This window comes from Streptomyces spororaveus (assembly GCF_016755875.1).
GTDB lineage: Bacteria > Actinomycetota > Actinomycetes > Streptomycetales > Streptomycetaceae > Streptomyces > Streptomyces spororaveus.
Map to the genome: position 1 here is coordinate 713,222 of NZ_BNED01000005.1, position 24,672 is coordinate 737,893.

The 24,672-nt window shown below is 70.8% G+C and carries 23 protein-coding genes and 2 pseudogenes; 13 read left to right on the forward strand and 12 right to left on the reverse strand.

The genetic code is table 11. From position 1 onward, the window contains the following. Window position 1 precedes the first annotated feature (1 nt). From Sspor_RS05885 to Sspor_RS05895, 3 genes are all read left to right on the forward strand, one after another. A complete protein-coding gene (locus tag Sspor_RS05885) occupies window positions 2-718 on the forward strand; it encodes a potassium-transporting ATPase subunit C (RefSeq protein WP_202198104.1) in 717 nt (238 codons plus the stop codon). Window positions 719-861: 143 nt separating this feature from the next. Further along, window positions 862-1,545, forward strand: coding sequence for a response regulator (locus Sspor_RS05890; protein WP_202198105.1), 684 nt, complete (start codon window positions 862-864; stop codon window positions 1,543-1,545). Between the two features lie 4 nt (window positions 1,546-1,549). After that, complete coding sequence (locus tag Sspor_RS05895; RefSeq protein WP_202198106.1) at window positions 1,550-4,096, forward strand: DUF4118 domain-containing protein; 2,547 nt, start codon at window positions 1,550-1,552, stop codon at window positions 4,094-4,096. A 66-nt stretch (window positions 4,097-4,162) separates the two neighbouring features. Here Sspor_RS05895 and Sspor_RS05900 read toward each other — a convergent pair whose 3' ends face one another. Beyond that, window positions 4,163-5,320 (reverse strand): serine hydrolase domain-containing protein, encoded by a 1,158-nt coding sequence (locus tag Sspor_RS05900; RefSeq protein ID WP_202198107.1) that lies wholly within the window; start codon window positions 5,318-5,320, stop codon window positions 4,163-4,165. Window positions 5,321-5,369: 49 nt separating this feature from the next. Next, on the reverse strand, window positions 5,370-6,377 hold the full coding sequence (locus Sspor_RS05905) for a hypothetical protein (RefSeq protein ID WP_202198108.1): 1,008 nt from the start codon (window positions 6,375-6,377) through the stop codon (window positions 5,370-5,372). 264 nt (window positions 6,378-6,641) lie between these two features. On the opposite strand from Sspor_RS05905, the gene Sspor_RS05910 reads away from it, so the two are divergent. Together Sspor_RS05910 and Sspor_RS05915 are read left to right on the forward strand one after the other, a co-directional pair. Further along, window positions 6,642-7,370 carry a GbsR/MarR family transcriptional regulator gene (locus Sspor_RS05910; protein WP_202198109.1) on the forward strand — a complete coding sequence of 243 codons (729 nt, stop codon included), beginning with the start codon at window positions 6,642-6,644 and terminating at the stop codon, window positions 7,368-7,370. Window positions 7,371-7,623: 253 nt separating this feature from the next. After that, a complete protein-coding gene (locus Sspor_RS05915; protein WP_202198110.1) occupies window positions 7,624-8,859 on the forward strand; it encodes a chymotrypsin family serine protease in 1,236 nt (411 codons plus the stop codon). Between the two features lie 185 nt (window positions 8,860-9,044). On the opposite strand, the gene Sspor_RS05920 is transcribed toward Sspor_RS05915, so the two are convergent. Together Sspor_RS05920 and ppk2 are read right to left on the reverse strand one after the other, a co-directional pair. Then, window positions 9,045-10,745, reverse strand: coding sequence for a SulP family inorganic anion transporter (locus Sspor_RS05920; RefSeq protein WP_202198111.1), 1,701 nt, complete (start codon window positions 10,743-10,745; stop codon window positions 9,045-9,047). A gap of 54 nt (window positions 10,746-10,799) precedes the next feature. Continuing rightward, complete coding sequence (gene ppk2, locus Sspor_RS05925) at window positions 10,800-11,594, reverse strand: polyphosphate kinase 2 (RefSeq protein ID WP_202198112.1); 795 nt, start codon at window positions 11,592-11,594, stop codon at window positions 10,800-10,802. 177 nt (window positions 11,595-11,771) lie between these two features. On the opposite strand from ppk2, the gene Sspor_RS05930 reads away from it, so the two are divergent. Beyond that, a complete protein-coding gene (locus Sspor_RS05930) occupies window positions 11,772-13,454 on the forward strand; it encodes a sensor histidine kinase (protein ID WP_202198113.1) in 1,683 nt (560 codons plus the stop codon). Between the two features lie 17 nt (window positions 13,455-13,471). Here Sspor_RS05930 and Sspor_RS05935 read toward each other — a convergent pair whose 3' ends face one another. The 5 genes from Sspor_RS05935 to Sspor_RS05955 form a co-directional block, all read right to left on the reverse strand. Then, a complete protein-coding gene (locus tag Sspor_RS05935; protein ID WP_202198114.1) occupies window positions 13,472-13,966 on the reverse strand; it encodes a pyridoxamine 5'-phosphate oxidase family protein in 495 nt (164 codons plus the stop codon). Between the two features lie 10 nt (window positions 13,967-13,976). Next, window positions 13,977-14,303: an STAS domain-containing protein gene (locus Sspor_RS05940; RefSeq protein ID WP_202198115.1), complete on the reverse strand. Its 327-nt coding sequence runs from the start codon at window positions 14,301-14,303 to the stop codon at window positions 13,977-13,979. 284 nt (window positions 14,304-14,587) lie between these two features. Beyond that, complete coding sequence (locus tag Sspor_RS05945; protein WP_202198116.1) at window positions 14,588-15,811, reverse strand: MFS transporter; 1,224 nt, start codon at window positions 15,809-15,811, stop codon at window positions 14,588-14,590. Between the two features lies 1 nt (window position 15,812). Further along, window positions 15,813-17,183: an NAD(P)-binding domain-containing protein gene (locus tag Sspor_RS05950; RefSeq protein WP_202198117.1), complete on the reverse strand. Its 1,371-nt coding sequence runs from the start codon at window positions 17,181-17,183 to the stop codon at window positions 15,813-15,815. A 54-nt stretch (window positions 17,184-17,237) separates the two neighbouring features. Further along, the gene (locus Sspor_RS05955) at window positions 17,238-17,441 is read right to left on the reverse strand and encodes a hypothetical protein (protein ID WP_202198118.1); all 204 of its coding nucleotides are present in this window, start codon (window positions 17,439-17,441) and stop codon (window positions 17,238-17,240) included. 148 nt (window positions 17,442-17,589) lie between these two features. Between Sspor_RS05955 and Sspor_RS05960 the strand changes: the two genes are divergently transcribed. Together Sspor_RS05960 and Sspor_RS05965 are read left to right on the forward strand one after the other, a co-directional pair. After that, window positions 17,590-17,958 carry an ArsR/SmtB family transcription factor gene (locus Sspor_RS05960; protein WP_202198119.1) on the forward strand — a complete coding sequence of 123 codons (369 nt, stop codon included), beginning with the start codon at window positions 17,590-17,592 and terminating at the stop codon, window positions 17,956-17,958. Between the two features lie 107 nt (window positions 17,959-18,065). Then, window positions 18,066-18,164: pseudogene (locus tag Sspor_RS05965) on the forward strand (GNAT family N-acetyltransferase); the annotation flags it as partial. A 39-nt stretch (window positions 18,165-18,203) separates the two neighbouring features. Here the strand turns inward: Sspor_RS05965 and Sspor_RS05970 are convergent. Continuing rightward, window positions 18,204-19,019, reverse strand: coding sequence for a sulfite exporter TauE/SafE family protein (locus tag Sspor_RS05970; protein WP_237403687.1), 816 nt, complete (start codon window positions 19,017-19,019; stop codon window positions 18,204-18,206). Between the two features lie 446 nt (window positions 19,020-19,465). Between Sspor_RS05970 and Sspor_RS05975 the strand changes: the two genes are divergently transcribed. Then, the gene (locus Sspor_RS05975) at window positions 19,466-19,987 is read left to right on the forward strand and encodes a uracil-DNA glycosylase (RefSeq protein WP_237404264.1); all 522 of its coding nucleotides are present in this window, start codon (window positions 19,466-19,468) and stop codon (window positions 19,985-19,987) included. Window positions 19,988-20,156: 169 nt separating this feature from the next. Here the strand turns inward: Sspor_RS05975 and Sspor_RS05980 are convergent, their stop codons facing one another. Together Sspor_RS05980 and Sspor_RS05985 are read right to left on the reverse strand one after the other, a co-directional pair. After that, window positions 20,157-20,933, reverse strand: a complete 777-nt coding sequence (locus tag Sspor_RS05980) for an aquaporin (protein ID WP_202198122.1) — start codon at window positions 20,931-20,933, stop codon at window positions 20,157-20,159. A 50-nt stretch (window positions 20,934-20,983) separates the two neighbouring features. Next, on the reverse strand, window positions 20,984-21,298 hold the full coding sequence (locus Sspor_RS05985) for an ArsR/SmtB family transcription factor (protein WP_007267709.1): 315 nt from the start codon (window positions 21,296-21,298) through the stop codon (window positions 20,984-20,986). A 72-nt stretch (window positions 21,299-21,370) separates the two neighbouring features. Here Sspor_RS05985 and Sspor_RS05990 point away from each other — a divergent pair, with 72 nt between their 5' ends. From Sspor_RS05990 to Sspor_RS06005, 4 genes and pseudogenes are all read left to right on the forward strand, one after another. After that, window positions 21,371-21,790 carry an arsenate reductase ArsC gene (locus Sspor_RS05990; RefSeq protein WP_202198123.1) on the forward strand — a complete coding sequence of 140 codons (420 nt, stop codon included), beginning with the start codon at window positions 21,371-21,373 and terminating at the stop codon, window positions 21,788-21,790. A gap of 1 nt (window position 21,791) precedes the next feature. Beyond that, window positions 21,792-22,752: pseudogene (locus Sspor_RS05995) on the forward strand (ATP-binding cassette domain-containing protein); the annotation flags it as partial. Beyond that, on the forward strand, window positions 22,749-23,564 hold the full coding sequence (locus Sspor_RS06000) for an ECF transporter S component (RefSeq protein ID WP_202198124.1): 816 nt from the start codon (window positions 22,749-22,751) through the stop codon (window positions 23,562-23,564). The pseudogene Sspor_RS05995 and the gene Sspor_RS06000, both read left to right, overlap by 4 nt. Before the next feature lie 334 nt (window positions 23,565-23,898). Then, a complete protein-coding gene (locus tag Sspor_RS06005; protein ID WP_202198125.1) occupies window positions 23,899-24,480 on the forward strand; it encodes a TMEM165/GDT1 family protein in 582 nt (193 codons plus the stop codon). Window positions 24,481-24,672 lie beyond the last annotated feature (192 nt).

Genomic DNA, 24,672 nt, shown 5'->3' on the forward strand with positions numbered 1-24,672 from the left:
CATGAACAACTCTCTGAGCAACACAGCGCGCCTGATCGGCGCGGGTCTGCGGGCCCTGCTGGTTCTGACGGTGATCTGCGGCGTGCTCTACCCGCTCGCCGTCACGGGGATCGCCCAGGCCCTCTTCAACGACAAGGCCAACGGCTCCGAGATCAAGGACAAGAGCGGCCGGGTCGTCGGCTCCTCCCTCATCGGACAGACCTACAACCGGCCCAAGCAGAACCCCGACGACCCGGAGGAAGCCGCCAGGCCCGACCTCAAGTGGTTCCAGCCGCGCCCCTCCAACGGCCTCGGCTCCAACAGCGTCAACACCCAGTACTCGCTGGTCCTCTCCGGCGCCACCAACCGCTCCGCCGACAACGGCGCCGTCAACGGCCAGTGCGCCAAGGACGCCGAGGAGGGAACCCTCTGCGCCCAGGTGATCGCCGCCAAGGAGGCCGTCATCGCCGACAACTCCACCGCGGGCCACCAGGTCAGGCCCGAGGACGTGCCGGCCGACGCCGTCACCTCCTCCGGCTCCGGCCTCGACCCGGACATCTCCCCGGAGTACGCGAGGATCCAGGTCGACCGCGTCGCCGAGCAGAACGGGCTCGACGTCGAGCAGGTCGAGAAGCTCGTCGCCGACCACACCACCGGCCGCACCCTCGGCTTCATGGGCGAACCGCGCGTCAACGTCCTCGAACTCAACACCGCGCTCAAGGCACTGACCAAGAGCTGACACTCCGCATATTCCGCACATTCCGCACAGCGAAGGTCTGGAGCCGGCGGGACGCTCATCTCTCCCGGCTACGGCCGGGTGGGGAAACCCAGCGTCCCGCCGGCTCCGACCGCTGCCCACTGGGAGAGGAAGGCCCCACGCCGATGATCAAGGTGCTGGTGGTGGAAGACGATGCCCGGCTCGTCCGCGCACTCAAGATCAACTTGGAGGCGCGGAAGTTCGAGGTGGAGTCGGCTTCCGACGGACACACCGCTCTGAGGCTGGCGGCCGCGCGCAAGCCGAGCGTCATCCTGCTGGACCTCGGCCTCCCGGACATGGACGGCATCGACGTGATCAAGGGGGTACGGGAGACCAGCGGCGTGCCCGTCCTCGTCCTCTCCGCACGTCACACGTCCGAGGAGAAGATCCGGGCCCTGGACGCGGGGGCCGACGACTACGTCACCAAGCCGTTCAGCATGGACGAGCTCCTCGCCCGGCTGCGCGCCGCCGTCCGCCGCCGGGAGGCCCCGGCGCCCGCCGACGAGATCGCCACGGTCACGACCGAGGACTTCACCGTCGACCTGGTCGCGAAGAAGGTCGTCCGAAACGATCGCAGTGTTCGGCTGACCCCCACCGAGTGGCACCTCCTGGAGATCCTCATCACCCATCCCGGCAGGCTGATGAGCCAGCAGAGGCTGCTGCTCGACGTCTGGGGACCGACGTACTCCGACAACACCAACTACCTGCGGGTCTACATGGCTCAGCTGCGCCGCAAACTGGAGGCGGACCCCTCGCACCCCAGGTATCTGATCACCGAGCCCGGCATGGGCTACCGCTTCGAGGGATGACGTCATGGGACGCGGCACGTTTCGTATCCATCTGGGCTCGGCCCCCGGCGTCGGCAAGACGTACGCGATGCTTTCCGAGGGCCACCGCCGGGTGGAACGCGGCACCGATGTCGTCGTCGCCTTCGTGGAGCACCACGACCGACCGCGCACCGAGGTGATGCTGCACGGCCTGGAACAGATCGCGCGGCGGGAACTGGAGTACCGGGGAACCACCTTCACCGAGATGGACGTGGACGCGGTCCTCGCCCGCCGCCCCGCCGTGGCGCTCGTGGACGAACTGGCCCACTCCAACGTGCCCGGCTCGCGCAACACCAAGCGCTGGCAGGACGTCGAGGAACTCCTCCGGGCCGGCATCGACGTCGTCTCGACCGTCAACATCCAGCACCTGGAATCCCTCGGCGACGTCGTCGAAACGATCACCGGGGTGCGGCAGCGGGAGACCGTCCCCGACGAAGTCGTGCGGCGCGCCGACCAGATCGAGCTCGTCGACATGTCGCCCCAGGCACTGCGCCGCCGCATGGCCCACGGAAACATCTACCAGCCCGACAAGGTCGACGCCGCCCTCTCGAACTACTTCCGGCCCGGGAACCTCACCGCGCTGCGCGAGCTCGCGCTGCTCTGGGTGGCCGACCGGGTCGACGAATACCTTCGCGAGTACCGCGGCGAGCACGACATCCGCACCACCTGGCAGGCCCGCGAACGCATCGTCGTGGGCATCACCGGCGGTCCGGAGGGACGTACCCTCATCCGGCGGGCCGCCCGCCTCGCGGAGAAGGGCTCGGGCGGCGAAGTCCTCGCCGTCTACATCGCCCGCAGCGACGGGCTGACCGCCGCCTCGCCCAAGGAACTCGCCGTCCAGCGCACCCTGGTGGAAGACCTCGGCGGCACCTTCCACCACGTCATAGGCGACAGTGTCCCCGACGCCCTGCTGGAGTTCGCCCGCGGGGTCAACGCCACCCAGATCGTCCTCGGCGTCAGCCGCCGCCGCTCCTGGCAGTCCGTCTTCAGCCCCGGCGTCAGCGCCACCGTCGCCCGCGAATCCGGACCCGACCTCGACGTCCACATCGTCACCCACGACGAGGCCGCCAAGGGCCGCCGCGGCCTGCCCGTCCCCCAGGGCGCGCGGCTCGGCAGACCCCGCCTGCTCTGGGGCTGGCTCACCGGCCTCGCCGGCCCCGCCCTGCTCACGGTCCTGTTGAGCCGGGTCGTCCCCGAGCTCGGACTCGCCAACGACATGCTGCTGTTCCTCACCTTCACGGTGGGGGCGGCACTCCTCGGCGGGCTGCTCCCCGCGCTCGCCTCGGCGGCCTTCGGGTCGCTGCTCCTGAACTACTGCTTCACCCCTCCGGTCCACGAGCTCACCATCGCCGACCCCAGGAACATCGTCGCCATCGCGATCTTCGTCGGCGTGGCCGTGTCCGTGGCATCCGTGGTCGACCTGGCCGCCCGCCGAACGCATCAAGCCGCCCGGCTGCGCGCCGAATCCGAGATTCTCTCCTTCCTGGCCGGCAGCATCCTGCGCGGCGAGACCGCCCTCGACGCCCTGCTGGAACGGGTGCGCGAGACCTTCGCCATGGAGTCCGTCGCGCTGCTGGAACGGGGTACGGACGTGGATCCGTGGACCACGGCGGGCAGCACCGGCCGGAACCCGGTCCCCCGCCCCGAGGACGCCGACGTGGACATGCCGATCGGCGAGAACATGGCCCTGGCCCTGTCCGGGCGGGTACTGCCCGCCGAGGACCGGCGCGTACTCGGCGCCTTCGCCGCCCAGGCCGCCGTCGTACTCGACCGCCAGCGCCTGGTCTGCGAGGCCGAGGAGGCCCGCCGCCTGATCGAGGGCCATCAGATCCGGACCGCGCTCCTCGCCGCCGTCAGCCACGACCTGCGGACCCCGCTCGCGGGCATCAAGGTCGCCGTCACCTCGCTGCGTTCCACGGACGTGGAATGGTCGGAGGAGGACCGGGGCGATCTCCTGGAAGGCATCGAGGACGGAGCCGACCGCCTCGACCACCTGATCGGCAACCTCCTCGACATGTCCCGCCTCCAGACGGGCACCGTCGTCCCGCTCATCCGCGTGACCGATCTCGACGAGGTCGTCCCGATGGCCCTGGCCGGGGTCCCCGAGGACGGCGTGGACCTCGACATCCCCGAGACGCTGCCCATGGTCGCCGTCGACCGCGGCCTCCTGGAACGGTCCGTCGCGAACATCGTCGAGAACGCCGTCAAGTACAACCCCGCCGGCCGGCCCGTCAAGGTATCCGCCAGCGCCCTCGCCGACCGCCTGGAACTACGCGTCGTCGACCGCGGACCGGGTGTCCCCGACGAGGCCAAGGACCGGATATTCGAAGCCTTCCAGCGGCACGGAGACGCCCCCGCAGGCACCGGGGTCGGCCTTGGACTGGCGGTCGCGAGGGGTTTCCTGGAGGCCATGGACGGCACCCTCACCGCCGAGGACACTCCCGGCGGAGGCCTGACGATGGTCCTCACCCTCCCCGTCGCCGGAGACGCCCGTCCGGTGGCCGGCGAACTCCCGGCCGACGCCACGACGTGACCGGGAACCCCGTGGCCTTTGGAGCGCTCCACAGGCCGTCAGCTTCCGGACGTCAGCTCCCGGATGTCAGCCTCCGGCCGCCGCGCCGAACTCGGCGGTGAGGATGCCGTCGAGGACGCCCAGGCCGCTCCAGTCGCCGTTGACCTGGCTGGTGAGCAGGTGCTTGCCGTCACGGGAGCCCATGGCACAGGTCCACGAGCCGTACGTCGCGCCGGCGTTGCCCCAGACCGTGACGCCGGACGGCAGTGCCCAGGAGAACACGCCCAGGCCGTAGCGGGTTCCCGGGATCCACGGGACGGGTCCCGTGGTGTCGACGGTGGTGAACATCTCCTGCTGCTGTCCGGCCGGCAGCAGGTGGCCTTGGAGCAGCGCGCCGAAGAAGCGCTGCAGGTCGCCCGTGGTCGAGATGACGCCGCCGGCCGCCCACGCGAAGGACTGGTTCATGTCGGTCGTGTCGTGGATCTCGGGCTGTGCATCGGAGGCGAAGAGGGTGGAGTAGTGCCGGGTGTGCGGCCCTTGGATCGTCGGTTCCGTGCCGGGCAGGTAGGTCCCGGTCAGCCCCAGAGGGCGGGCGATGCGCTGGGTGAGCGCTTCGGCGAACGTCCCGCCCGTGATCTTCTCGACGATCAGGGCGGCCAGGAAGTAGTTGGTGTTGGAGTACAGGAAGGCCTCCCCCGGAGCGAAGGACGGTGGCGTGGCCAGACCGATCCTGATCAACTGCTCGGGGGCGTAGGTGTCGTAACGGTGCTGGAACCACGCGGCGCCGATGCCCTTCGTGAAGAACTGCGCGTCGTTGCCGTAGTTGAAGATGCCGCTGGTGTGGTTGAGCAACTGCCGGATGGTGATCGCCCGGCCGTCGTAGCCGTTGCCCACCACCATCCCGGGCAGCCACTGCTCGATCGTGTCGTCGAGGCGGAGCCGGCCTTCGGCCGCCAGCTGCAGGACGAGCGTGGCGGTGAACGCCTTCGTCGTGCTCCCGATCCGGAACCGCTCGGACGGCCGGCGTTTCTCCCGGGTCCCGGTGTCGGAGACGCCTGCCGAGCCGAACCACGCGCCGTGGCCGTCCCGTACGTCGACGACGACGCCGGGAGCGCCGCCCGGGGCGGTGGCGCGGTCCAGGACCTGCTGCAGCGCGGAGCGGTCGGGGGTGGCCGTGACGGCCGCTGCGAGGGCCGTCGGCGCGCTCCGCGTGGTTGCCTCGGTGGAGAAGGGCTGCCTGGTCATGTCGGTTCTTCCTCTCGGGAGTTCGGTGCGTCGGATCAGGGAAGTGGTGTCAGCGGGCCGGGGGCGAAGGCACGAAACTCCCGGCCGGTGGCACTGTGGTGCGCTGGGCGGTGGTGCGCTGGGCGGTGACGATCACTCGCGCGGTGGTCCCCCACGTGAGCAGCACCACCGCGGCGAGGGCGAGGAGGGTGGCGGTGTCCGGATGGATCAGGGACTGTCCGCGCCAGGCCTGCCAGGTCACCACCGCGACCAGCCCCGTGTAGCCGAGGGCGGCACTGCCGACCAGCCGGGCCCGTACCGTCTCGTCGCGCAGCCAGACGCGCTCGGCGGCCAGGGCGGCCAGTAGCGCGGCGATCAGGAGGAGTACCTGGATACCGTGCAGCGCGAAGAAGTGCGGAACCCGGAAGTCGCCGCCGGTCACGCTCCAGTTGGTGAGGGGCATCCCGTGGCCGTCGGGGTCGCCGATGCCGTGGCCCTGGTACATCTGTACGGAGTGGCCGTTGGCGTCCGTCACCGTACGGGAGTGGATCTCGGTGACCATCCAGAAGACCGGTACGACCATGCCGAAGGTGGCGAGCGCGAGGCCGGCGCGGATGGCGCGGTTCAGCGCCGCTCCGCCGGTGCGCTGGATCAGGACGACGACCGCGAGGACCAGCTGCGCGATGACGATGACCATCACGCCGAACGTGAGGAGCGGGACCAGGGCCAGGGTGATCGGGTCGGTCTGGTCCGCGTTGAAGTGACTGAAGGTGCCGCGGGCCGCTTGGGCGGTGATGGCGCCCACCTCCACGGCGGCGGCCACCGCGAAGACGGTGCCCAGCCGGCGACCCAGCCGCCTGCCCCTGGTCAGCTTCGTCAGCAGCCAGGCCAGCGTGGCCGCGTAGAGGCCGAAGGCGAAGCCGAACTTGAGCGGCTTCACCCACACCGACTCGTCCAGCAGGGTCCGTCCGTCGACGACGGTGGCGACGCCGGAAACGAGCACCAGGCCGAACATGAGCGCGGCACAGACCACCAGCGGCCGGTGCCAGCCACGCACGGGTGTGAGCAAGGACGTCATGAGGGCTCCGATCAAGGCGACGAGCGGCCCTCGTCCGGGCCGGCTCGGTTCGCATCGCTCGTTCGCGAATGACTAAAAGCTAAATTGCTTTCACTCTTTCGTCAATCAAAAAGACGACCTACTCGGCAATCACCCAGGTCAAGACATGGAACTCTTGCAATGACAATGCAATCGAACGCAAAAGCAGCGGGAGGGAATTTGCAATGACCTGGCCGCGAAAGCAATACTGGCCGCACACGCGGACCCGACACGGAGGCAATGGCGATGCCCGGAGGCAGACTGACCCACCACGAACGACAGGCGATCGCCGAGGGGTTGGGGCAAGGACTCAGCTACACCGACATCGCCGGGCGCCTGGGCAGGCCCATCTCCACCGTCACCCGGGAGGTGGCCCGCAACGGCGGCCCCACCGCCTATCGGGCCGACGCGGCCCATCGCGCCACGACAGGACGCGCCCGCCGCCGCAAGCAGCCCACGGCCCCGGCCGCCGCCACGACCGCGGGCGACATGCACGGACGCGACCCGGAGGCCGTCCTCGAACTGGAGGAACAGTTCACGGCGATGATGGTCGCCACCGGTCTCCCGCGGATGACCGCCCGAGTGCTGACGTGCCTGTACGTCACCGATGGGGGCAGCCTGACCGCCACCGAGCTCGCTGAGCGCCTCCAGGTCAGCCCCGCCTCCGTCTCCAAGGCCGTCGGCGAACTCGAACAGCAGGAGCTCATCAGGCGCGAACGCGACCCCGGCCGGCGGCGCGACCGGTACGTGATCGACGCCGACGCCTGGTTCCGCGGCTGGATGGCCAGCGCCCGCCAGAACGCCATGCTGGCCGACTTCACCCTGCGCGGCGCCCAGGTCCTCGGCACCACGACACCCGCCGGCACCCGGATGCAGGACATGGGCCACTTCTTCGAGCACGTCGGCCGGACCATGATCGAGGCGGCCGAGCAGTGGCGGCAGGCCGATGCGGAGAGGCGGAGCACACCCGACTGAGACGCCGGAGAACCGCCCCCTCCCCCGGCGGGGATACCTCGACGCGGATCCCTCCTCGGCGTGTGCCCTCACTGTTCACGGAGTGCCGGCGGACCCATGCGCGGTCGCCGCCGAGGAACTGGGCGCGCGCGGACGTCCACACGCCCCCCATGTGCCCCCAAGGGCAGCCGCGCGCCCTTGCCGCGCATTTCGGACACTCACTACGGTCACGCAGCGTACACATTGTGCACGCACAGTCACTGTAAGGGGATCTATGAACAAGGCTGCTTGGCGTTCGCTCGCGCTCGCGACCGTGCTCGCCGTCCTTCCACTCGGAGCGCCGGCCGCCGAAGCGGAGCCGCCCGGGCCCCTGTCCGCAGACGTCGTCGCGGCCATGACGCCACAACAGCAAGGCGAGGTACTGGAACCCCTGCGGGTCGTGGCCGACGCCGCCGCGAGGGCCGGCCGGGGGCCGCACGCGGACGTGTACACACAGGTCGAGATGGCCTCCGACTACCGCTCGGTCAACGTCTACCTCACCGATCCGCAACGGGGCCCTGCCTTCCTCGACGCGGTGCGCAAGGCCAACCCGAAGGCCGACACGAAGCTGCTGAACGTGCGCACGAGCGCGAAGACGCTGCTGCAGCTCAGGAAGGAGATCACGGACTTCCGCAGCCGCAAGGACCTGCCCTTCAAGATCGAGATGGCGGGCAGCACCGTCGACGGCGGAGCGATCGAGCTCGCCGTGGACGACGCGCGGGCCGCGCAGAAGTACCTCGCAGGGCCCGCCGTCGCCCAGCAGCTCGCGGCAGCCCGAGCCACCCCCATCCGCATCCGCGCGTCCGCTCCCTCGGTGCCGCTGAGCCGGTGGGACGACCGGGCGCCGTTCTACGCAGGGGCCGCGCTCGGACCCGCGAGCGGCTCGTTCGCCACATGCACCAGCGGAATCCCTGCAGTAAGCACCGTGGACAACCGCCAGTGGCTCGTCACCGCGGGCCACTGCTATGGCCCCGGCGCGACCGTCTTCACTGCGGGCGGCTTCCGCGTCGGCCAGATCGAAGCCGAGATCGCCGACCTCGACTCGGCGTTCATCGCGGCGCCGGCGAGCCGCTACACGTGGGACGGCCTCGACGCGCAGGGGTACACCCGCCGCCTCAACGGCGTACGCAACGCGGCGGTGGGCGACTTCACCTGCCAACTCGGCTACAACTCCAAGGTCGTCTGCAACATCCGTACCACTTACGCGGGCAGCGCCACCTGGGTGACCGAAAGCGCGTACGTCTGGGGAAGCGCCGGCGTCCCGCACAACGGCGGCATCGTCGCCCGGCCCGGCGACAGCGGCGGCCCCGTGATCACCATCAACGACCAGGACTCCCGGCAGCTGAACGGCATGGTCGTCAATGCGTGGGGCTGTGAGGGCGTCGGCAACGACAGGGTCTGCCGTTACGAGGTGGGCTGGATCGAAGTGGGCGACATCTTCGAACGGTTCGGCCTCAGGCTCGCGGACTGACACGGGCTGACACGGACGGGACGTGGGGTCGGCCCGGTGACTGCCGGGTCGGCCTCCGGGGCCTGAAGCCCGGCGCGCCCCTCCGGGCCGTTCCTGCCCGCCGAGCTCGGCAACAACCGACGCTCGACTGCCACGAGCAGCGCGAAGGCGAGCCGATCCAACCGCAGCACTACGCGTGGTCCTGCTCATTCCGCCGCGAACCCTGCCCCGCGGCTCCATGCCCGATAGGCCTCCAGAGCCGTGGGCAGGGTCGGGTAGATGCGGTCGGCGCCCACCGAGGCGGTCAGGCCGTAAGCGTCCAGGTCCTCGCGGAGTTCCTGTTTGACCCTGGCCAGGGCGAGGACGATGCCGCGGTCCTCGAGTTCCTGGCGGAGTGTCTCCACGGCGTCCAGTGCCGTGATGTCCACCTCCACGTTCGCCTCGGTGTTGAGGACGAACCAGCGCGTCGGAGACCGCTGCCCGTCGACCGCTGCCAGGGCACGGCGGCGGAAGTTCTCCGCGTTGGCGAAGAACAGCGGCGAGTCGTAGCGGTAGATCAGCAGCCCCGGGACCGTCCGCGCCGTCGGGTAGTCGTCCACGTCGTGCATGCCGGCGAGCCCGGGCACCATGCCTTCCACGGCGTCGTGCGGGCGGGCCACACGGGCCAGCAACTCGACCACGGACAGGGTCACGGCGACGAGCACTCCGTACAGGATGCCGAGGGCCAGAACGCCCAGGAGGCATCCGAGTGCCAGCAGCAGCTCGCGCCGGCGGAAGGCCGCGAGACGCCGGAACTCGCCCACTTCGACGAGGCGGACGGCGGCGTAGACGACGATGGCGCCGAGGACGGCGCTCGGGGTGTGGGCCAGGAGCGGCCCCAGGAAGAGGAGGACCATCAGTACCGCGAGTGCGGCGAACAGGGAGTAGGCCTGGCTCCGCGCCTTCGCCGACTGGGCCAACGCGGTGCGGCTGGCGCTGCTGCTGACGGGGAACCCGTACATGAGGCCCGCCCCCAGGTTCGCCGCCCCCAGGGCCAGCAGCTCACGGTTGGGGTCGAGCGGAAGCGGGTCGCCCCGGTCGGCGAAGGCCCGGGCGGTGAGGATCACGTCCGAGTAGCCGACGAGAAGGACGCCCAGCGCCGGGATCACCAGCTGCGGAAGGTCGCCGGGGGGCGGCAGCGCGGGCACGGGCAGCCCGGAGGGTACGGATCCGATCACGGCGATCCCGTACCGCTCGTCCAGCCCGAATGCCGCCACCAGGGCGGTGACGGCGACAAGGGCGAGCAGGGGACGCGGAACCGTCCGCCAGTACCTCGGCGCCACCAGGAGCAGGACCAGCACGGCGGCGGCCAGGACGACGGTCGGCCAGTGAACGTGCGAGACGTTGAGGGCGAAGGTGTACAGCTGTGTGAAGAAGCCGGAGCCGGTGGCTCGTACTCCGGTGAGCCGGGGCAGCTGGTCGACGATCATGATCAGGGCGACACCGGCGAGGTAGCCGACGAGCACGGGCCGTGAGAGCAGGTCGGCGAGAAACCCGAGGCGCACGGCCCAGGCCGCCAGCGACACCAGGCCGACGACCACGGCGAGGGCCGCCGCGAGCACCGCGTACCGGCCCGGGTCCCCTCCTGCGAGCGGCCCCACGGCGACGGCCGTCATCAGCGCGGTGGTCGACTCGGGTCCCACCGAGAGCAGCCGTGAGGAACCGATCGAGGCGTAGAGCACCATGGCGGGCAGCACGGCCCAGAGTCCCGCGACCGGTGGCAGCCCAGCCACCCCCGCATAGGCCATGACCTGGGGCACCAGATAGGCGGCCACGGCGATTCCGGCCAGTGCGTCCCGACCGAGCCACGCCCGGCGGTACCCCCTGAGACCGAGGGGCAGCAGGGACGGCCTTCCACGTGCGGACATCGCGCTCCTCGCTGACGGTGCACTTGGCGACTCCGCGTCGGAATCTGCCGCGCTTCAGTCGTTCCCGAGCGTGGACGCATGGTCGGGGACGGCGTTCTGGAGGTCCTTGGGAGGTCGCTGGTATCCCGTGGAAGGAGGACGGGGCGGCAGGGTGAGCGACGGCAGGGCCACGTCCGCGTAGGGAAGCGAGGACAGCAGGTGGGCGATCATGTTGAGTCTCGCGCTGCGCTTGTCGTCGCTCTCGACCACGTACCAGGGGGCGTCCGCCGTGTCGGTGTGGACGAGCATTTCGTCCTTGGCCCGCGAGTACGCCTCCCAGCGCGTGAGGGACTCCAGGTCCATCGGGGAGAGCTTCCAGCGCCGCAGCGGGTCCTTCGCCCGGGCGCGGAACCGCTCCTCCTGCACTGCGTCGCTGACGGAGAACCAGTACTTGCGGAGCAGGATCCCGTCTTCGACGAGCATGTGCTCGAAGACCGGACACTGGCGCAGGAAGAGCCGGTGTTCCGCCGGTGTGCAGAAGCCCATGACGTGCTCGACTCCGGCGCGGTTGTACCAGCTGCGGTCGAACAGGACGATCTCGCCGGCGGCGGGCAGGTGCTCGACGTAGCGCTGGAAGTACCACTGGCTGCGCTCCCGTTCCGTCGGCGTGGGCAGGGCCGTGATGCGTGCGACACGGGGGTTGAGGTGTTCCGCGACCCGCTTGATCGTGCCTCCCTTGCCCGCCGCGTCACGGCCCTCGAAGACGACCACCAGCCGGGCGCCCTCCGCGCGCACCCACTCCTGGAGTTTGATCAGCTCCGTCTGGAGCCGCAGCAGCTCGTCCTCGTAGACCGCCTTCTTCAGACCCATGGCGCATCCTCCCCGTCGTCGTGCGTTTCGATCAAAGTCAGTCACGGCGGCCATCCGCGCGCAACGACGCCCATCGGGCCCCGGCGTGTCGATACGCTGACCGTGGATCGGGCAACCGAGCGGCCGTCGGAGGGGAAGCGCGTGGGTGTGGGGGATCCGTTGACCCGGGTACCGAGGATGCGGCTGGACGAGCTGCTGGACGAGCTCCAGGTGCGCATCGACGAAGTGCGCGGTACGCGGGACCGGGTGCACAGCCTCCTGGAGGCCGTGGTGTCGGTGGGGCGGGAGCTTGATCTCGCCCAGGTGCTGCGGCGGATCGTGGAGGCGGCCGCGCTGCTCGTCGACGCCGAATACGGCGCGCTGGGAGTGATCGGCCCCGACGGCCGCACGCTTTCGCAGTTCCTGACCGTGGGGCTCACGGATGCGGAGATCGCCGAGATCGGTCCCCTGCCGGCGGGCCACGGCCTGCTGGGGGAGGTCATCCACCACCCGGAGCCACTGCGCCTGACGGATCTCGGCGCGCACTCCTCGTCCTACGGCTTTCCGGCCCATCACCCGCCGATGCGTACGTTCCTGGGCGTGCCGATCCGGGTCCGCGAGGAGGTGTTCGGCAATCTCTATCTGACCGACAAGCGTGGCGGGATCGACTTCGACACCGAGGACGAGACGGTGATCTCCACCCTCTCGGTGGCGGCGGGTGTCGCGATCGACAACGCGCGGCTCTACGAGGGCTCGCAGCGCCAGCAGCGATGGCTCAAGGCCAATGCGGAGATCACCGAAAGCCTGCTGTCGGGCAGCTCCCGCCCGGCGGTGCTGGAGCTCATCGCCCGCCGCGCACAAGAGATCACCGCGGCACGCCTCGCGGACATCGCCATGCCCGTGACCGGTATCGACGGCCTGGTCGTGGAGTTCGCGGCCGGTACGGACGCGGGCGCGCGGCAAGGCCTCGTCGTCCCCTTCGCCGGCACGCTCTCCGGAGCCGCGTACCGGGCCGGCAAGCCCGTGACGGCCGCGCCGGCCCCGGCCGGCGAACGGTACCCGGCCGAGGCCCAGGTGCAGGACGGACTGGGGCCCGCCGTGGCCGTCCCGTTGGGCACCGCGGGCGGCGAAAGCAGGGGCGTCCTGCTGCTTGCGCGCGCATCGGGAGAACCGGCGTTCGGCGAGGGCGAGCTGGAGCCCCTCGTCGCCTTCGCGGGTCAGGCCGCACTCGCGCTGGAGCTGGCGGAGCGGCGCCGGGACGCCGAGCAGATAGCACTGCTGGAGGAGCGCGACCGGATCGCCCGCGACCTGCACGACCTGGCCATCCAGCGGCTCTTCGCCACCGGCATGACCCTGCAGAGTGCCGCTCGGCTCGTCGAGCACGAGGAGGCCTCGGAAAGGGTCGGCCGGGCGGTCGACGACCTGGACGAAACGATCAAGATCATCCGGTCGACGATCTTCGGGCTGCGCACCAGGGACCGCGAGAGCAGCCCTGGTCTGCGGGCACGCGCCGCCCGCGCCATCGGCGACGCGGCCACCACCCTCGGTCACCCGCCGCGCCTGAGCATGGAAGGCCTGCTCGACACCGACGTACCAGCGCAGATCGCCGACCACGTGATGGCGGTGCTGGGCGAACTCCTCAGCAACGCCGCCCGGCACGCACAGGCGACCCGGGTCGGCGTGACCCTCAAGGCCGGCCGGGGCGAGGTCGTGCTGACCGTCTCGGACAACGGGAAGGGCATCGCGGCCCAGGGGCGCAGGAGCGGCCTGCGCAACCTCGACGAGCGGGCGCAGGGCCTGGGCGGCTCCTTCACCCACGAGAGGCCCGCCGCGGGTGGCACCAGGCTCGTCTGGCGGGCACCCCTCCCCACAGGGAGCTGAGAACCGGGGCAAGGGCGTCAGCCCCGGATCGCCGGCACGGGCCGCGTCGGGTCCCCCTCCAGCCGGAACCCGGTGACGAGGTCGGGGCGGATCCGCAGGACGCCGGTCATCGGGTGCGTCACCCATGGATGCAGCAGGTGCGCGTACCGGTCCACCTCGTCGGCATCTGCCACCACCCTCGCGTAACCGGTGACGACGACGCTCCAACCGAGGTGCGTGACGGGATCGATGACGTCCGCTTCGTAGGCCACCACCACACCGGGAGCGTCGGCGGGTGCCACCAGAGCGCCCAGTGCCCCGTCCTCATGGATCCGGATGACGATGTCCCCGCCCGAGACGAAATGGTTCACCGGACGGACGGCGGGCAGCGCGTGGTGCGTGAAGACGATGCGCCCCAGGGACACCGTCGAGAGCAGCCGCAGGGCCTCGGCCCTGTCCAGCTCCCGCATGTGCCGGGCGGCCGTCGTCTCGACGCACCGACCGCCGGGTCCGCGTACGGCTTCCTGATCCATGGTGTGTACCTCACGAGACGACGAGCTGCAGGTCGCGGTCCGCGGCGAGCACCCGCATGGACTTGGCCACCAGGGGCGGCACATCGCACAGCAGGAGCCGCGTTCCCTCCGCACGACAGCGGCGGTGCAGACGGATGAAGAGGTCGATGCCCGCGCTGTCGCAGAAGGAGAGGTCGCACAGGTTCAGGATGATGTTCCGGTGGCCGGATCGGGCGAGTTCGCACAGGCGCGGCCCCACTTGCTCCGCCGTGTAGAGGTCGAGCTCTCCGGCCAGGGCGATTCTCAGGCCCCGGTCGTCCCGGGCCACGGTCTTCAGGTCGATCAAGGCGGTCGTCATGACGTCCTCCGCGCTGCGTGCGGCTCCGTCGAGTCGCGCCGTTCCCCGTGCACCATCAGTTCATCGGGGGGCGAGTGCGCTCGGGAAGGCCCGGCAGGCCCTTCGGACAGGGCCGAAGGTCCCTTTTCCAAGGGGCCGGTCCGATCGTGGCCAGCGGCATGCGCCAGTGCATGAACGACGCCGACGGAACCCAGGCCCCCATGACCGAGGAAGAACTCGAAAAGCTCTTCCTCACCCTCGCCTGACAGCCACCCGGAAGAGGCCGAGTCGAGGAACGCCATAGGTCATCCGCTCAGGCGGTCGCCCGGACGAGTCCCGAAGGCCGTGGCAGCGGCTGCGGCCGAGAGGACGGCGAGCAGCGCGAACAGTGCGGGGTATCCGCCGAGGGGCCCGGCCAGGACTGCGCCGGCGAAGGGCGCGAGGGCGGCCGCGGCGTGTGCGGGTGCGCCGAGGAGGCCGGAGAGTCGGCCGTAGTGGGTGGTGCCCCAGCGGTCGGTGACGGCGGTGGCCTGGAGGAGGGTGAGGTTGCCGCGGATCACCCCGGCGAGCACGGATACGGCGACGAGCAGGGCGTAGGGGCCGACCACGGTGGCGAGGGCGGCGGTGGTGAGGGCGCCGAGGGCGATCAGGGTGACGGTGCGGGCGGTGACGCCGAGGTGGCGGGCGAGGGCCGCGTACAGGGTGCGGCCGAGGGTCTGGCCGGCTCCGCCGAGGCCGAGGGCCCATGCGGCCTGGGTGGTGCTGTAGCCGCGTTCGAGGAGGAGGGGGACGAGGCCGATGACGACGGCGTACATGGCGAACGCGGACAGGGTGAAGGTGACGGCCAGCATCCGGAACGCCCGGCTGCGCACGACATCTTCGTGGCCGCCGGTGACGTGCGGCGGGCTCGGCGGGGCCGACGGCCAGGGGGCTTTCAGCGCGACCGCGTGGGCCGGGACGGTCAGTGCCGCGAGGATGCCGGCGAGCACGACGTAGGTGGCGCGCCAGGACATGTGGTCGGCGAGGATCGCGGCCAGGGGTGCGAAGACGGTGGAGGCGAGTCCGCCGGCGAGGGTGACGATCGTGAGTGCGCGGATGTGGTCGGGGGCCCACCAGCGGGTGAGGGCGGCGAAGGCGGGCTGGTAGAGGATCGCGGCCATGGCTGCTCCGGCGAGCAGCCATCCGGCGGAGAAGACGGCCAGGTTGGGGGCAGCGGCGATCACCAGCAGGCTCAGCGAAGCCAGGACGGAGCCGGTGGTCATGACGGTGCGGGGGCCGCGGTGGTCCAGGACGCGGCCTACGTAGATCCCGGCTACGGCCGAGACGACGAGGGCGGCGGAGAACGCCGCGGTGGTTGCGCCCGCGCTCCAGCCGGTGTCGGCGGTGATGGCCGGGTTGAGGACGAGGAAGGCGTAGTAGACGATGCCCCAGCTGGTGATCTGGCTGAGGCAGAGGGCGGGCAGGACGGCGCGTGGCCGCGACCGGACCCCCGTCCCGGCCGCGGCCACGCCGCTTTGAAGGTCGCTCACCTCAGCAGCCGCCGGAAGAAGCGGGAGCGGGAACGGCGCCGATGGTGAGGGCGGCCGGGGCCGCGCAGCACCCGCCACCGGTCTCCTCGGCGGCGGCGGGCTCGTCGAAGAGGCCCGCGCCGCCGCACACCCCGGTTTCGGGGAGGGTGAGTTCGACGCGCTCGGCCGCTTCCTGGTCGCCTGCGAGGTGGGCGGCGATGGAGCGGACCTGCTCGTAGCCGGTCATGGCGAGGAAGGTGGGGGCGCGGCCGTAGGACTTCATGCCGACGAGGTAGACGTCCTTCTCCGGGTGGGAGAGCTCGCCCATGCCGTGGGGGTAGACGGTGCCGCAGGAGTGCTGGTTGGGGTCGATCAGCGGCGCGAGTGCGACCGGGGCCTGGAGGCGCTCGTCCAGGCCCAGGCGCAGCTCGCCGAGGAAGGACAGGTCGGGGCGGAAGCCGGTGAGGACGATGACCTCGTCGACCGGGTCGAGACGGCGGCCGTCCTCACCGGTCAGGATCACGCGGCCCTCCCCGTCACGCTCGAAGGCGTCCGTGCGGAAGCCGGTGACCGCGTCGGCGTAGCCGCCGTCGACGGCCGCCTTGGCCGCCAGGCCGAGGGCGCCGCGGGCGGGCAGTTGGTCGGCCTCGCCGCCGCCGAAGGTCGAGCCGGAGATTCCGCGGCGCAGGATCCACGTGGCGTGGGTCCCCCGGCCGTCGTCGGACGTGGCGAGATCGGCCAGGTAGGCGAGGGCGGTGAAGGCGGAGGCGCCGGAGCCGATGACCGCGGTGCGCTTCCCGGCGTAGCGGGCGCGGACGGCGGGGTCCTTCAGGTCCGGGACGCGGTGGGCAATGCGGTCGGCGGCGGCCTTCTCGCCGAGGGCGGCGAGCCCGCTGCCTCCGGCGGGGCTGGGGGTGGACCAGGTGCCGGAGGCGTCGATGACGGCGCGGGCGAAGAGGCGGTGCTCGTGGCCGTCGGCGTTCTCGTAGTGGACGACGAAGGGCTGGGTGTCGCGGTCGGCGTCGACGATGCGGTCGCGGCCGGCGCGGGAGACTCCGGTGACGCGCGCTCCGTAGCGGACCTGCTCGCCGAGCACGTCGGCCAGCGGCTGGAGGTAGAGCTCGGCCCAGTCCCCGCCGGAGGGATAGGTGTCCTCGGCGGGCTTGGTCCAGCCGGTCGGGGCCAGGAGCTTCTCGGCGGCCGGGTCGACGAGTTCGCCCCAGCGGGAGAACAGCCGCACGTGAGCCCACTCGCGCACGGCGGCACCGGCGAGCGGGCCTGCTTCCAGGACGAGGGGCGTGATGTCCCGGTCGAGGAGGTGGGCGGCGGCGGCGAGTCCGGCGGGGCCGGCCCCGATGACGACGACGGGCAGCTCGGTGGTGGTCTCGCTCATGGCATGTCTCCGGGTCTTCGTGCAGGCGGGTGGGTGGGTGGAGGCTTCTAGTGGTCAGCAGCAGCCGGCGCCGTTGGCGACGGCCTCGCGCTTGGCCTGCGGGTCGCAGCAGGCTCGGGCCGCTTCCGCGCCCTCGCTGGTGCCGCAGCAGGGTGAGGACTGGGCGGGCGCCACCTCGGCGGCGGGCCGGGCGGGGGCGCAACAGGAGCCTGTCGCCGCGGCGCGGTTCGAGCTGGTGGGGCTGATCGGCTCGTTCATGACGACTCCTTGTTTCGAAGTTTGTCTATGACCTACGTGATCAGCATGGCACCTGCATCGACAGACGTCAACATAGACATTCATCGAATCACCAGGGGTGAAGGCGGCTCCCCGCCGCTCTTAATTCGATGTGTGTCAACATAGACGTATGTCGAATGTGAAGGTTCTGCCGCTGCTGGAGCCCGACGTCGTCGCGGCCTGCTGCCCGCCACTGAACGAGCGCCCGATGTCAGCCGACGAGGCCGAAGTCGCGGCGAAGATGTTCAAGGCCCTCGGGGACCCGGTGCGCCTGCGCCTGTTCTCCGCCGTCGCCTCCCACGAGGGCGGAGAGGCGTGCGTGTGCGACATCTCCGACGTCGGCGTCTCCCAGCCCACCGTCTCCCACCACCTCAAGAAGCTCAAAGAGGCCGGGCTGCTGTCCTCCGAGCGCCGTGGTACGTGGGTGTACTACCGGGTCGAGCCATCCGTCCTGTCCGCCATGGGCGCACTGCTGACCGGCGCCGCGAAGACAGCGTGACCGCGATGCGCATCGAGCCGCTGCTGCCCGAGCACACCGAGGCCCCCAAGTGGGCCGCGTTCGACGAGGCCAAGCTGCCCTGCCACCGCTTCCTCGCCGTCAAGGATGGATTCCGCATCATCGGAACGCGCGGACGGATCGGCCGGCACCACGGGGCCTGGCGGGACGTGGTCCTGCTGGAACGCCGGAGCCCTCTGACCGACTGAACAGGGTCCGGCGGCTCGTGCGGCCGCGTCCCGGCGAAGTCAGTCGTGACGTGCGAGCTTGACCGCGGATACGAGGAGGATCACGGAGAGCAGGGGGATGAGGATCAGGTCCGGGAAGACGCCGAGGAGCATCCCGCCCAGGACCGCGCCGGCGATGGACCCGGCGGCCATGATCGTCATGAAGCGGAGGTTGGCGCCGAGGACGGCAAAGCTGCCGTCGCGGCTGTAGCGGGCGAACGCCACGAGCATGGTGGGCAGCGAGACCAGCAGGGAGAGGCTCCCGGCGGTCTTGATGTCCTCTCCGAAGAGCAGCACGATCGTCGGGATCAGCAGCTCACCGCCTGCTACGCCCATGATCGCGGCGACCACGCCGATGCCGAACCCGGCCACCACACCGGCGGGTACCTGCGCCCACAGCGGCAGATGGAGGGTGCCCGAGGCGGTGGTGTGGGTGACCACGAGGGCGGCGGCCATGAGCACCATCAGGGCGGCCAGCACCTTGTAGAGGGTGCTGCCGCGCATGCGTATGACCCAGGTCGCTCCCGCCCACGCTCCCAGCAGGCTGCCGGCGAGGAGGTTGACCGCCACCGGCCAGCGCGCCGCGATCTCGGCCGCCGGGACGGCGCCAAGACGGGCGGGCAGCGCGACCAGGACCACGACCAGGCTCATCGCCTTGTTCAGGATGACCGCCGAGAGTGCGGCGAACCCGAAGAGTCCGATCAGCAGCGGCAGACGGAACTCGGCGCCGCCCAGCCCGATCATCCCGCCCAGAACACCGATCGCCGCACCCGCGGCGAACACGACCGGCGTCGCGTGCGTCGAGCGGAGTGAGGCGAGGTTTCCGTCAGCTGGCACGACGGGCATCATCCCTGGTCACGAGGGTCATCCGCTACGGTACGACCCCAGCTTCGGGGGAAGTTACCGGGTGCGCGCTCGGGAATCGTCCAGACCTCCCAGCGCCGGACTGCGCGCCGGCGGTGCGACCGCGGGTGCCGCGCAGGCGCAAGTGGGCGAAGAGCGCGAGGGCGGGGCGGAATCCGGTGCACCATGACGGTGTCGGCCTCGGCCGGGGTCCAGCCGAGGTGAGCCCCAAAACCGCCACGGAGTGATCTCCGAGCAGTGTCCGACGTGCCCGTTGGGGTCCCAGGCGATGGTGCCGGCCCGGTGTTGGAGGAAGCATGGCACGACGGATGCGTGAAGAGGCGTTCCGAGTGGAGCAGGAGCAGGAGCGTTATGCCCCCCATGTCCGTCCGATCAACGAGATGGTCGACATCTTGCGCGATGAGGACGGGCGTGGCTGGATGCCGCATGTCGCACCCTGGCACGGGGGAGCGGAGGCTCGCGTGTTGTCCGTTCTGCGGGACCCGGGCCCCAAGACGCAGGAAGGCGCCGGCTCGGGATTCCTGTGTGTGGAAAACGACGACCCGACGGCAGAGCTCCAGGCCCAGATCTTCGAGGAGGCCGGGATAGCACCGCGTGACGTCACTCCATGGAACGCCTATCCCTGGTACATCAACCGCTCACCGAACGCGGCCGAGCTCCAGGCCGGTGCCGAGGTCCTGAAACAGCTGCTGGGGCTGATGCCAAAGGCAGAGGTCGTGCTCCTCCAGGGCAACGAAGCCCAAGACGTGTGGCGCCGCCTGCTCAAGACGAGCCCCGAAGCCGTCCGCGGCAGGACCCTGGAGGTGGTCAGCACCTACCACCCCGGTCGGCAGGCCCTCTTCGTACGAGACCCGGAGGAACGCGCCCGCCGCGCCCAGCACCGTATCGACGCCTACCAGAAGGTCGGTGACGCCCTCCGCGGCACAGGCGGACAGCTGTAGGGGCCCTGTTCCCGTATGGACGCCGACACGGTCGGCCGGGAGCGGCCGATCGCCCCCGAGGCGATCGGCCGGCGGCAGCGCCAGGGCTGGTCTCGACGTCACCCTGCGGGGTAACCGGCGGCGAGCCCTGATGGGCCGCAGCCGACGACCACCACGTCCGTACGCCGCGTCATGCCGCGGGCGTTCCGTTGTCCGTCCTGCCTCGCATGAAGATGACCGCCACCAGAGCCAGGCCCACCACGGCGCCGATCACCTGCATGCCGATGAATCCGGGCACCGAGGCCGGGGCGATGCCCGCGAACGTGTCGGTGAAGGCGCGGCCGACGGTGACGGCCGGGTTGGCGAAGGAGGTGGAAGAGGTGAACCAGTACGCGGCGCCGATGTAGGAGGCCACCGCGACAGGGGCGAACCGCAGGCGGTCCGTACGCGCCAGGCCGAAGATCAGCAGGACCAGCCCGGCCGTGGCGACGACCTCGCCGAGGAGGAGGTGGCCGGCGGAGCGGTCGTGGGTGGACCACTTGACCAGCGGTTCGCCGAACATCGCGTCCGCGAGGATCGCGCCCGCGATCGCGCCGGCGACCTGCGAGGGCACGTACACGGCGAGGTCGCGGGCGGTGACGCCGGAGCCGCCGCGGCGGGAGGTCCACCACTCGGCCAGCGTGACGGCCGGGTTGAAGTGCGCGCCGGAGACCGGGCCGAGGAGCGCGATGAGGACGCCGAGCCCGAAGACGGTGGCGGTGGAGTTGGCCAGCAGCTGCAGGGCCACGTCCTGGGTGAGCTTCGCGGCCTGGATGCCCGAGCCGACGACGACCGCGACGAGCGCTGCGGTACCGACCAGCTCGGCGGCGGCGCGGGCGATCAGCGGGGTGCGGGGCGGGGTCGCGCCGGGGGCGGGCTGGGGCACGTCGGCGGGTATCGGGGTGCCGACGGGCTGGGTGGCGGTCAAGGCGGGTTCTCCTCGGGCAGGTGAGGCACAGCACGGAAGGCCGGGGAAGGCTACGGACAGGACCGCTTGAGGTTCGCTTCGGCGGTGGCTCGCGCGGTCTGGGCGAGGTCGGCGAACTGACCGGCGAGGGCTTCGATGACTTCCGGGCGCAGGCGGTAGTAGATGTACCGGCCGCATGGCTCCGTGTCGACGACCCCCGCCTCCCGCAGCACCTTCATGTGGTTGGAGAGGTTCGTCTGCTTGGCGCCCGTCTCCTCCACGAGGTGGGTGGTGCAGAGGGTCTCGCGGGCGAGCAGGGTCACGATCCGGAGTCTGAGCGGGTCGGCCAGAACCCGGATCAGATCAGTGTCGACTGACGTCATCATGGACTGATACTGTCACATCAGCTGGGGCTGACACCAGCCTGAGCTGATCCCGCCTCACCCCAAGGAAGACAGATGTCCACCGCCCCTGCCGCCTCCGTCCTGTTCGTCTGCATCCACAACGCGGGCCGCTCCCAGATGGCGGCCGGGTTCCTGCGCCACCTCGCCGGTGACCGCGTCGAGGTACGCTCCGCCGGCTCCATGCCCGGCGAGCAGATCAACCCCTCGGCCGTCGCCGCCATGGCCGAACTGGGCATCGACATCTCCGACCAGAAGCCCAAGGTCCTCACGCCCGAAGCCGCCCAGGCGTCGGACTACATCATCACCATGGGCTGCGGAGACGCCTGCCCGTACTTCCCCGGCAAGACCTACCTCGACTGGCAGCTCGAAGACCCGGCAGGCCAGGGCGTCGAGGCCGTCCGCCCCATCCGCGACGAGATCAAGGGCCTCATCGAGGGCCTGATCGCCGAGATCGACGCCAAGTCGAAGGCCTGACTCCTCCATCGCCCCGCCCATCGTCGAACTGGGCCGCGCGGCGGGCTGGACCCCGCTGCCGCTCTCGATCCGCGACGCCCGCCGGGCCGCGGCCCCCCCTGCGGGCGCGGCTGGCCGACGCCCTTCCCCCGCCGGTCCGGCCCGTCCCGCCCTCAGGCCGCCCAGAACTCCTCGCCGCACGCGGCATCACCGTGGCCCACCACGGCGTACCGGCCGTCCGCGAGGTCGACCTGACCCTGCACGGCGGCGAGATCACCGCGCTCATGGGCCGCAACGGCTCCGGCAAATCCTCCCTCCTGTGGGCGCTCCAGGGCTCCGGCTCACGCAAGGCCGGCTCAGTGGCCGTCAGTACACCCGGCCGCCCGAAGCAGCTTGACCCGCGGAAGCTGTCCGCTGCGGACGCCCGGCAGCTGGTCGCGCTGGTCCCGCAGACCCCCACCGACCTCCTCTACCTGGAGTCCGTGAAAAAGGAACTCGACCAGGCCGACGCCGAGTCCGGGGTCGCCGCCGACGGGATCAGGGCCCGCACCCTCCTGGACCGGCTCGCACCCGGCATCCCCGACTCCACCCACCCCCGCGACCTGTCCGAGGGCCAGAAGCTCGCGCTCGTCCTCGCGATCCAACTGACCGCGGCACCGCAGGTACTGCTGCTGGACGAACCCACCCGCGGCCTCGACTACCGGGCCAAGAGCGAACTGATCAGCGTCGTCGACGACTTGGCCGCCGAGGGCCGGGCCGTGGTGATCTCCACCCATGACGTCGAGTTCGTCGCCCGCGCCGCCGACCGCGTCGTGGTCATGGCCGAGGGCGACATCGTCGCCGACGGCCCCACCACCGAGGTCATCGTCGCGTCCCCCGTCTTCGCCCCCCAGACCGCGAAGATCCTCGCCCCGCTCCCCTACCTCACGGTCGCCCAGCCGGCCGCCGTGATCACCGACCACGGGACGGACCCGGCCTCATGACCGCACGCGCCGCAGCCGTCCGGATCAGCGCGCGGGCCGGAACGGTCATCGCCATGGCGGCCTTCCTCGGCGTCGTCGCCTTCTTCTGGCCCTTCCTCGTCGCGCCGGGCAAGTTCGGCTCCCACTACGCCCCGCCCCTGATCTTCGGCGTCCTGCTCGTCATCGTGCTCTGCGTCGTCATCTCCGAGATCGCCGAGGGCGGCATCAGCTCCAAAGCCCTGGCCATGCTCGGTGTCCTGTCGGCCGTCAACGCCGCCATCCGGCCGCTCGGCGCGGGCACGGCGGGAATCGAGACCGTCTTCTTCATCCTCGTGCTGGCCGGCCGGGTCTACGGCCCGGGCTTCGGCTTCACCCTGGGCTGTACCTCCCTCTTCGCCTCCGCCCTCATCACCGGCGGGGTCGGACCCTGGATGCCGTACCAGATGTTCGGCTGCGCCTTCGTCGGCATGCTCGCCGGATTCCTCCCGAAGGCCACCGGACGCAAGGAGGTCGCGCTGCTCGCCGCCTACGGCTCCGTCTCCGGCTACCTCTTCGGCTTCCTCCTCAACCTCTCCTTCTGGCCCTTCTCCCTCGACCCGAACAGCTCCATCGCCTACCTCCCCGGCCTGCCCTTCACCGAGCAGTTCCAGCGCTACCTCGCCTTCGACCTCGCCACCTCGCTGGGCTGGGACACCGGCCGCGCCGTCACCAACTTCATCTGCATCTGCCTGGCCGGCCCCGCCGTCCTCACGGTGTTCCGCCGCGCCGCCCGCAAGGCCCGCTTCCAGGCCCCGGTCCGCTTCAGTCCCCGCACGGTCCCGCCCGAACAGTGAGCCGCAACGCCCGGCGTCACATGGCACTGCCCCGGAACACCTCCTGGAGAGGGCAACCGCGTTCCTGCCGGATCCGGGGCGCCCAGCAGGCACTACGATGGCAGGAGCGAAGGGGAGTAGTCCTGCAATACCGCTGGTCGACACACTGGAAGCCCTCGGGCATCCCGGCCATCGGGCCCTGCATCCGGGGGTGGACGAGACCTTCGGCTACGGCATGACCGGGCCCGCATCACCGTGCGGGCCGCTTCGTCGTGCCGGGCCGAGTGGTTCTTCCCATCGCCCAGTCCGGGTGTCGAAGGAACAGGCGGCCCGGCCCCTGCAGAAAGACCCCGGAATGTCCTTCGACCCTGTGGCGATCCTCACCGCCTTCGGGCTGATCTTCCTCGCCGAGCTCCCCGACAAGACCATGTTCGCCTCGCTGGCCATGGGCACCCGCATGCGCCCCCTGTATGTATGGTTCGGCACCTCGACCGCCTTCATCGTGCACGTCGCCATCGCGGTGAGCGCCGGCAGCTTGCTCGGCCTGCTGCCCACCATGGCCGTCAAACTGGTCTCCGCCGCCCTGTTCGCCTTCGGTGCGTTCATGCTGCTCCGGGGCGGGGACGACGACGAGGAAGACGGCGGCGGCAAGATCGCGACGGGTTTCTGGCCCGTCTACACCACCGCCTTCATGGCCGTCTTCATCAGCGAATGGGGCGACCTGACCCAGATCACCACCGCCAACCTCGCCGCCTCCAACGGCTGGCTTCCGACCGCCATCGGCTCGGCCCTCGCCCTGATGTCCGTCTCCGCACTCGCCCTCGTGGCCGGACAGTTCATCGCGAAGAAGGTGCCGTTGAAGACCGTCCAACGCATCGGCGCCCTCTGCATGGCAGGCCTCGCCGTCTGGACCCTCATCGAGGCCTTCACCGGCTGACCTGGAGGCGGGCCCGCGCACGACGTACCGCTGGGCCCGTCTCCGAGGCGGGTATCCGTCGCGCGTCCGGTGCGGCCTTCCTGCGGTGCGCCTATGGGCTCCGCAGAATCACTGCTCCTCTGAAATGCGGGAACGATCAGCGACGGGCTTCGTTCCGCTTCCCTCTTCCTGTCTCTCGTTGACCGCTGATCA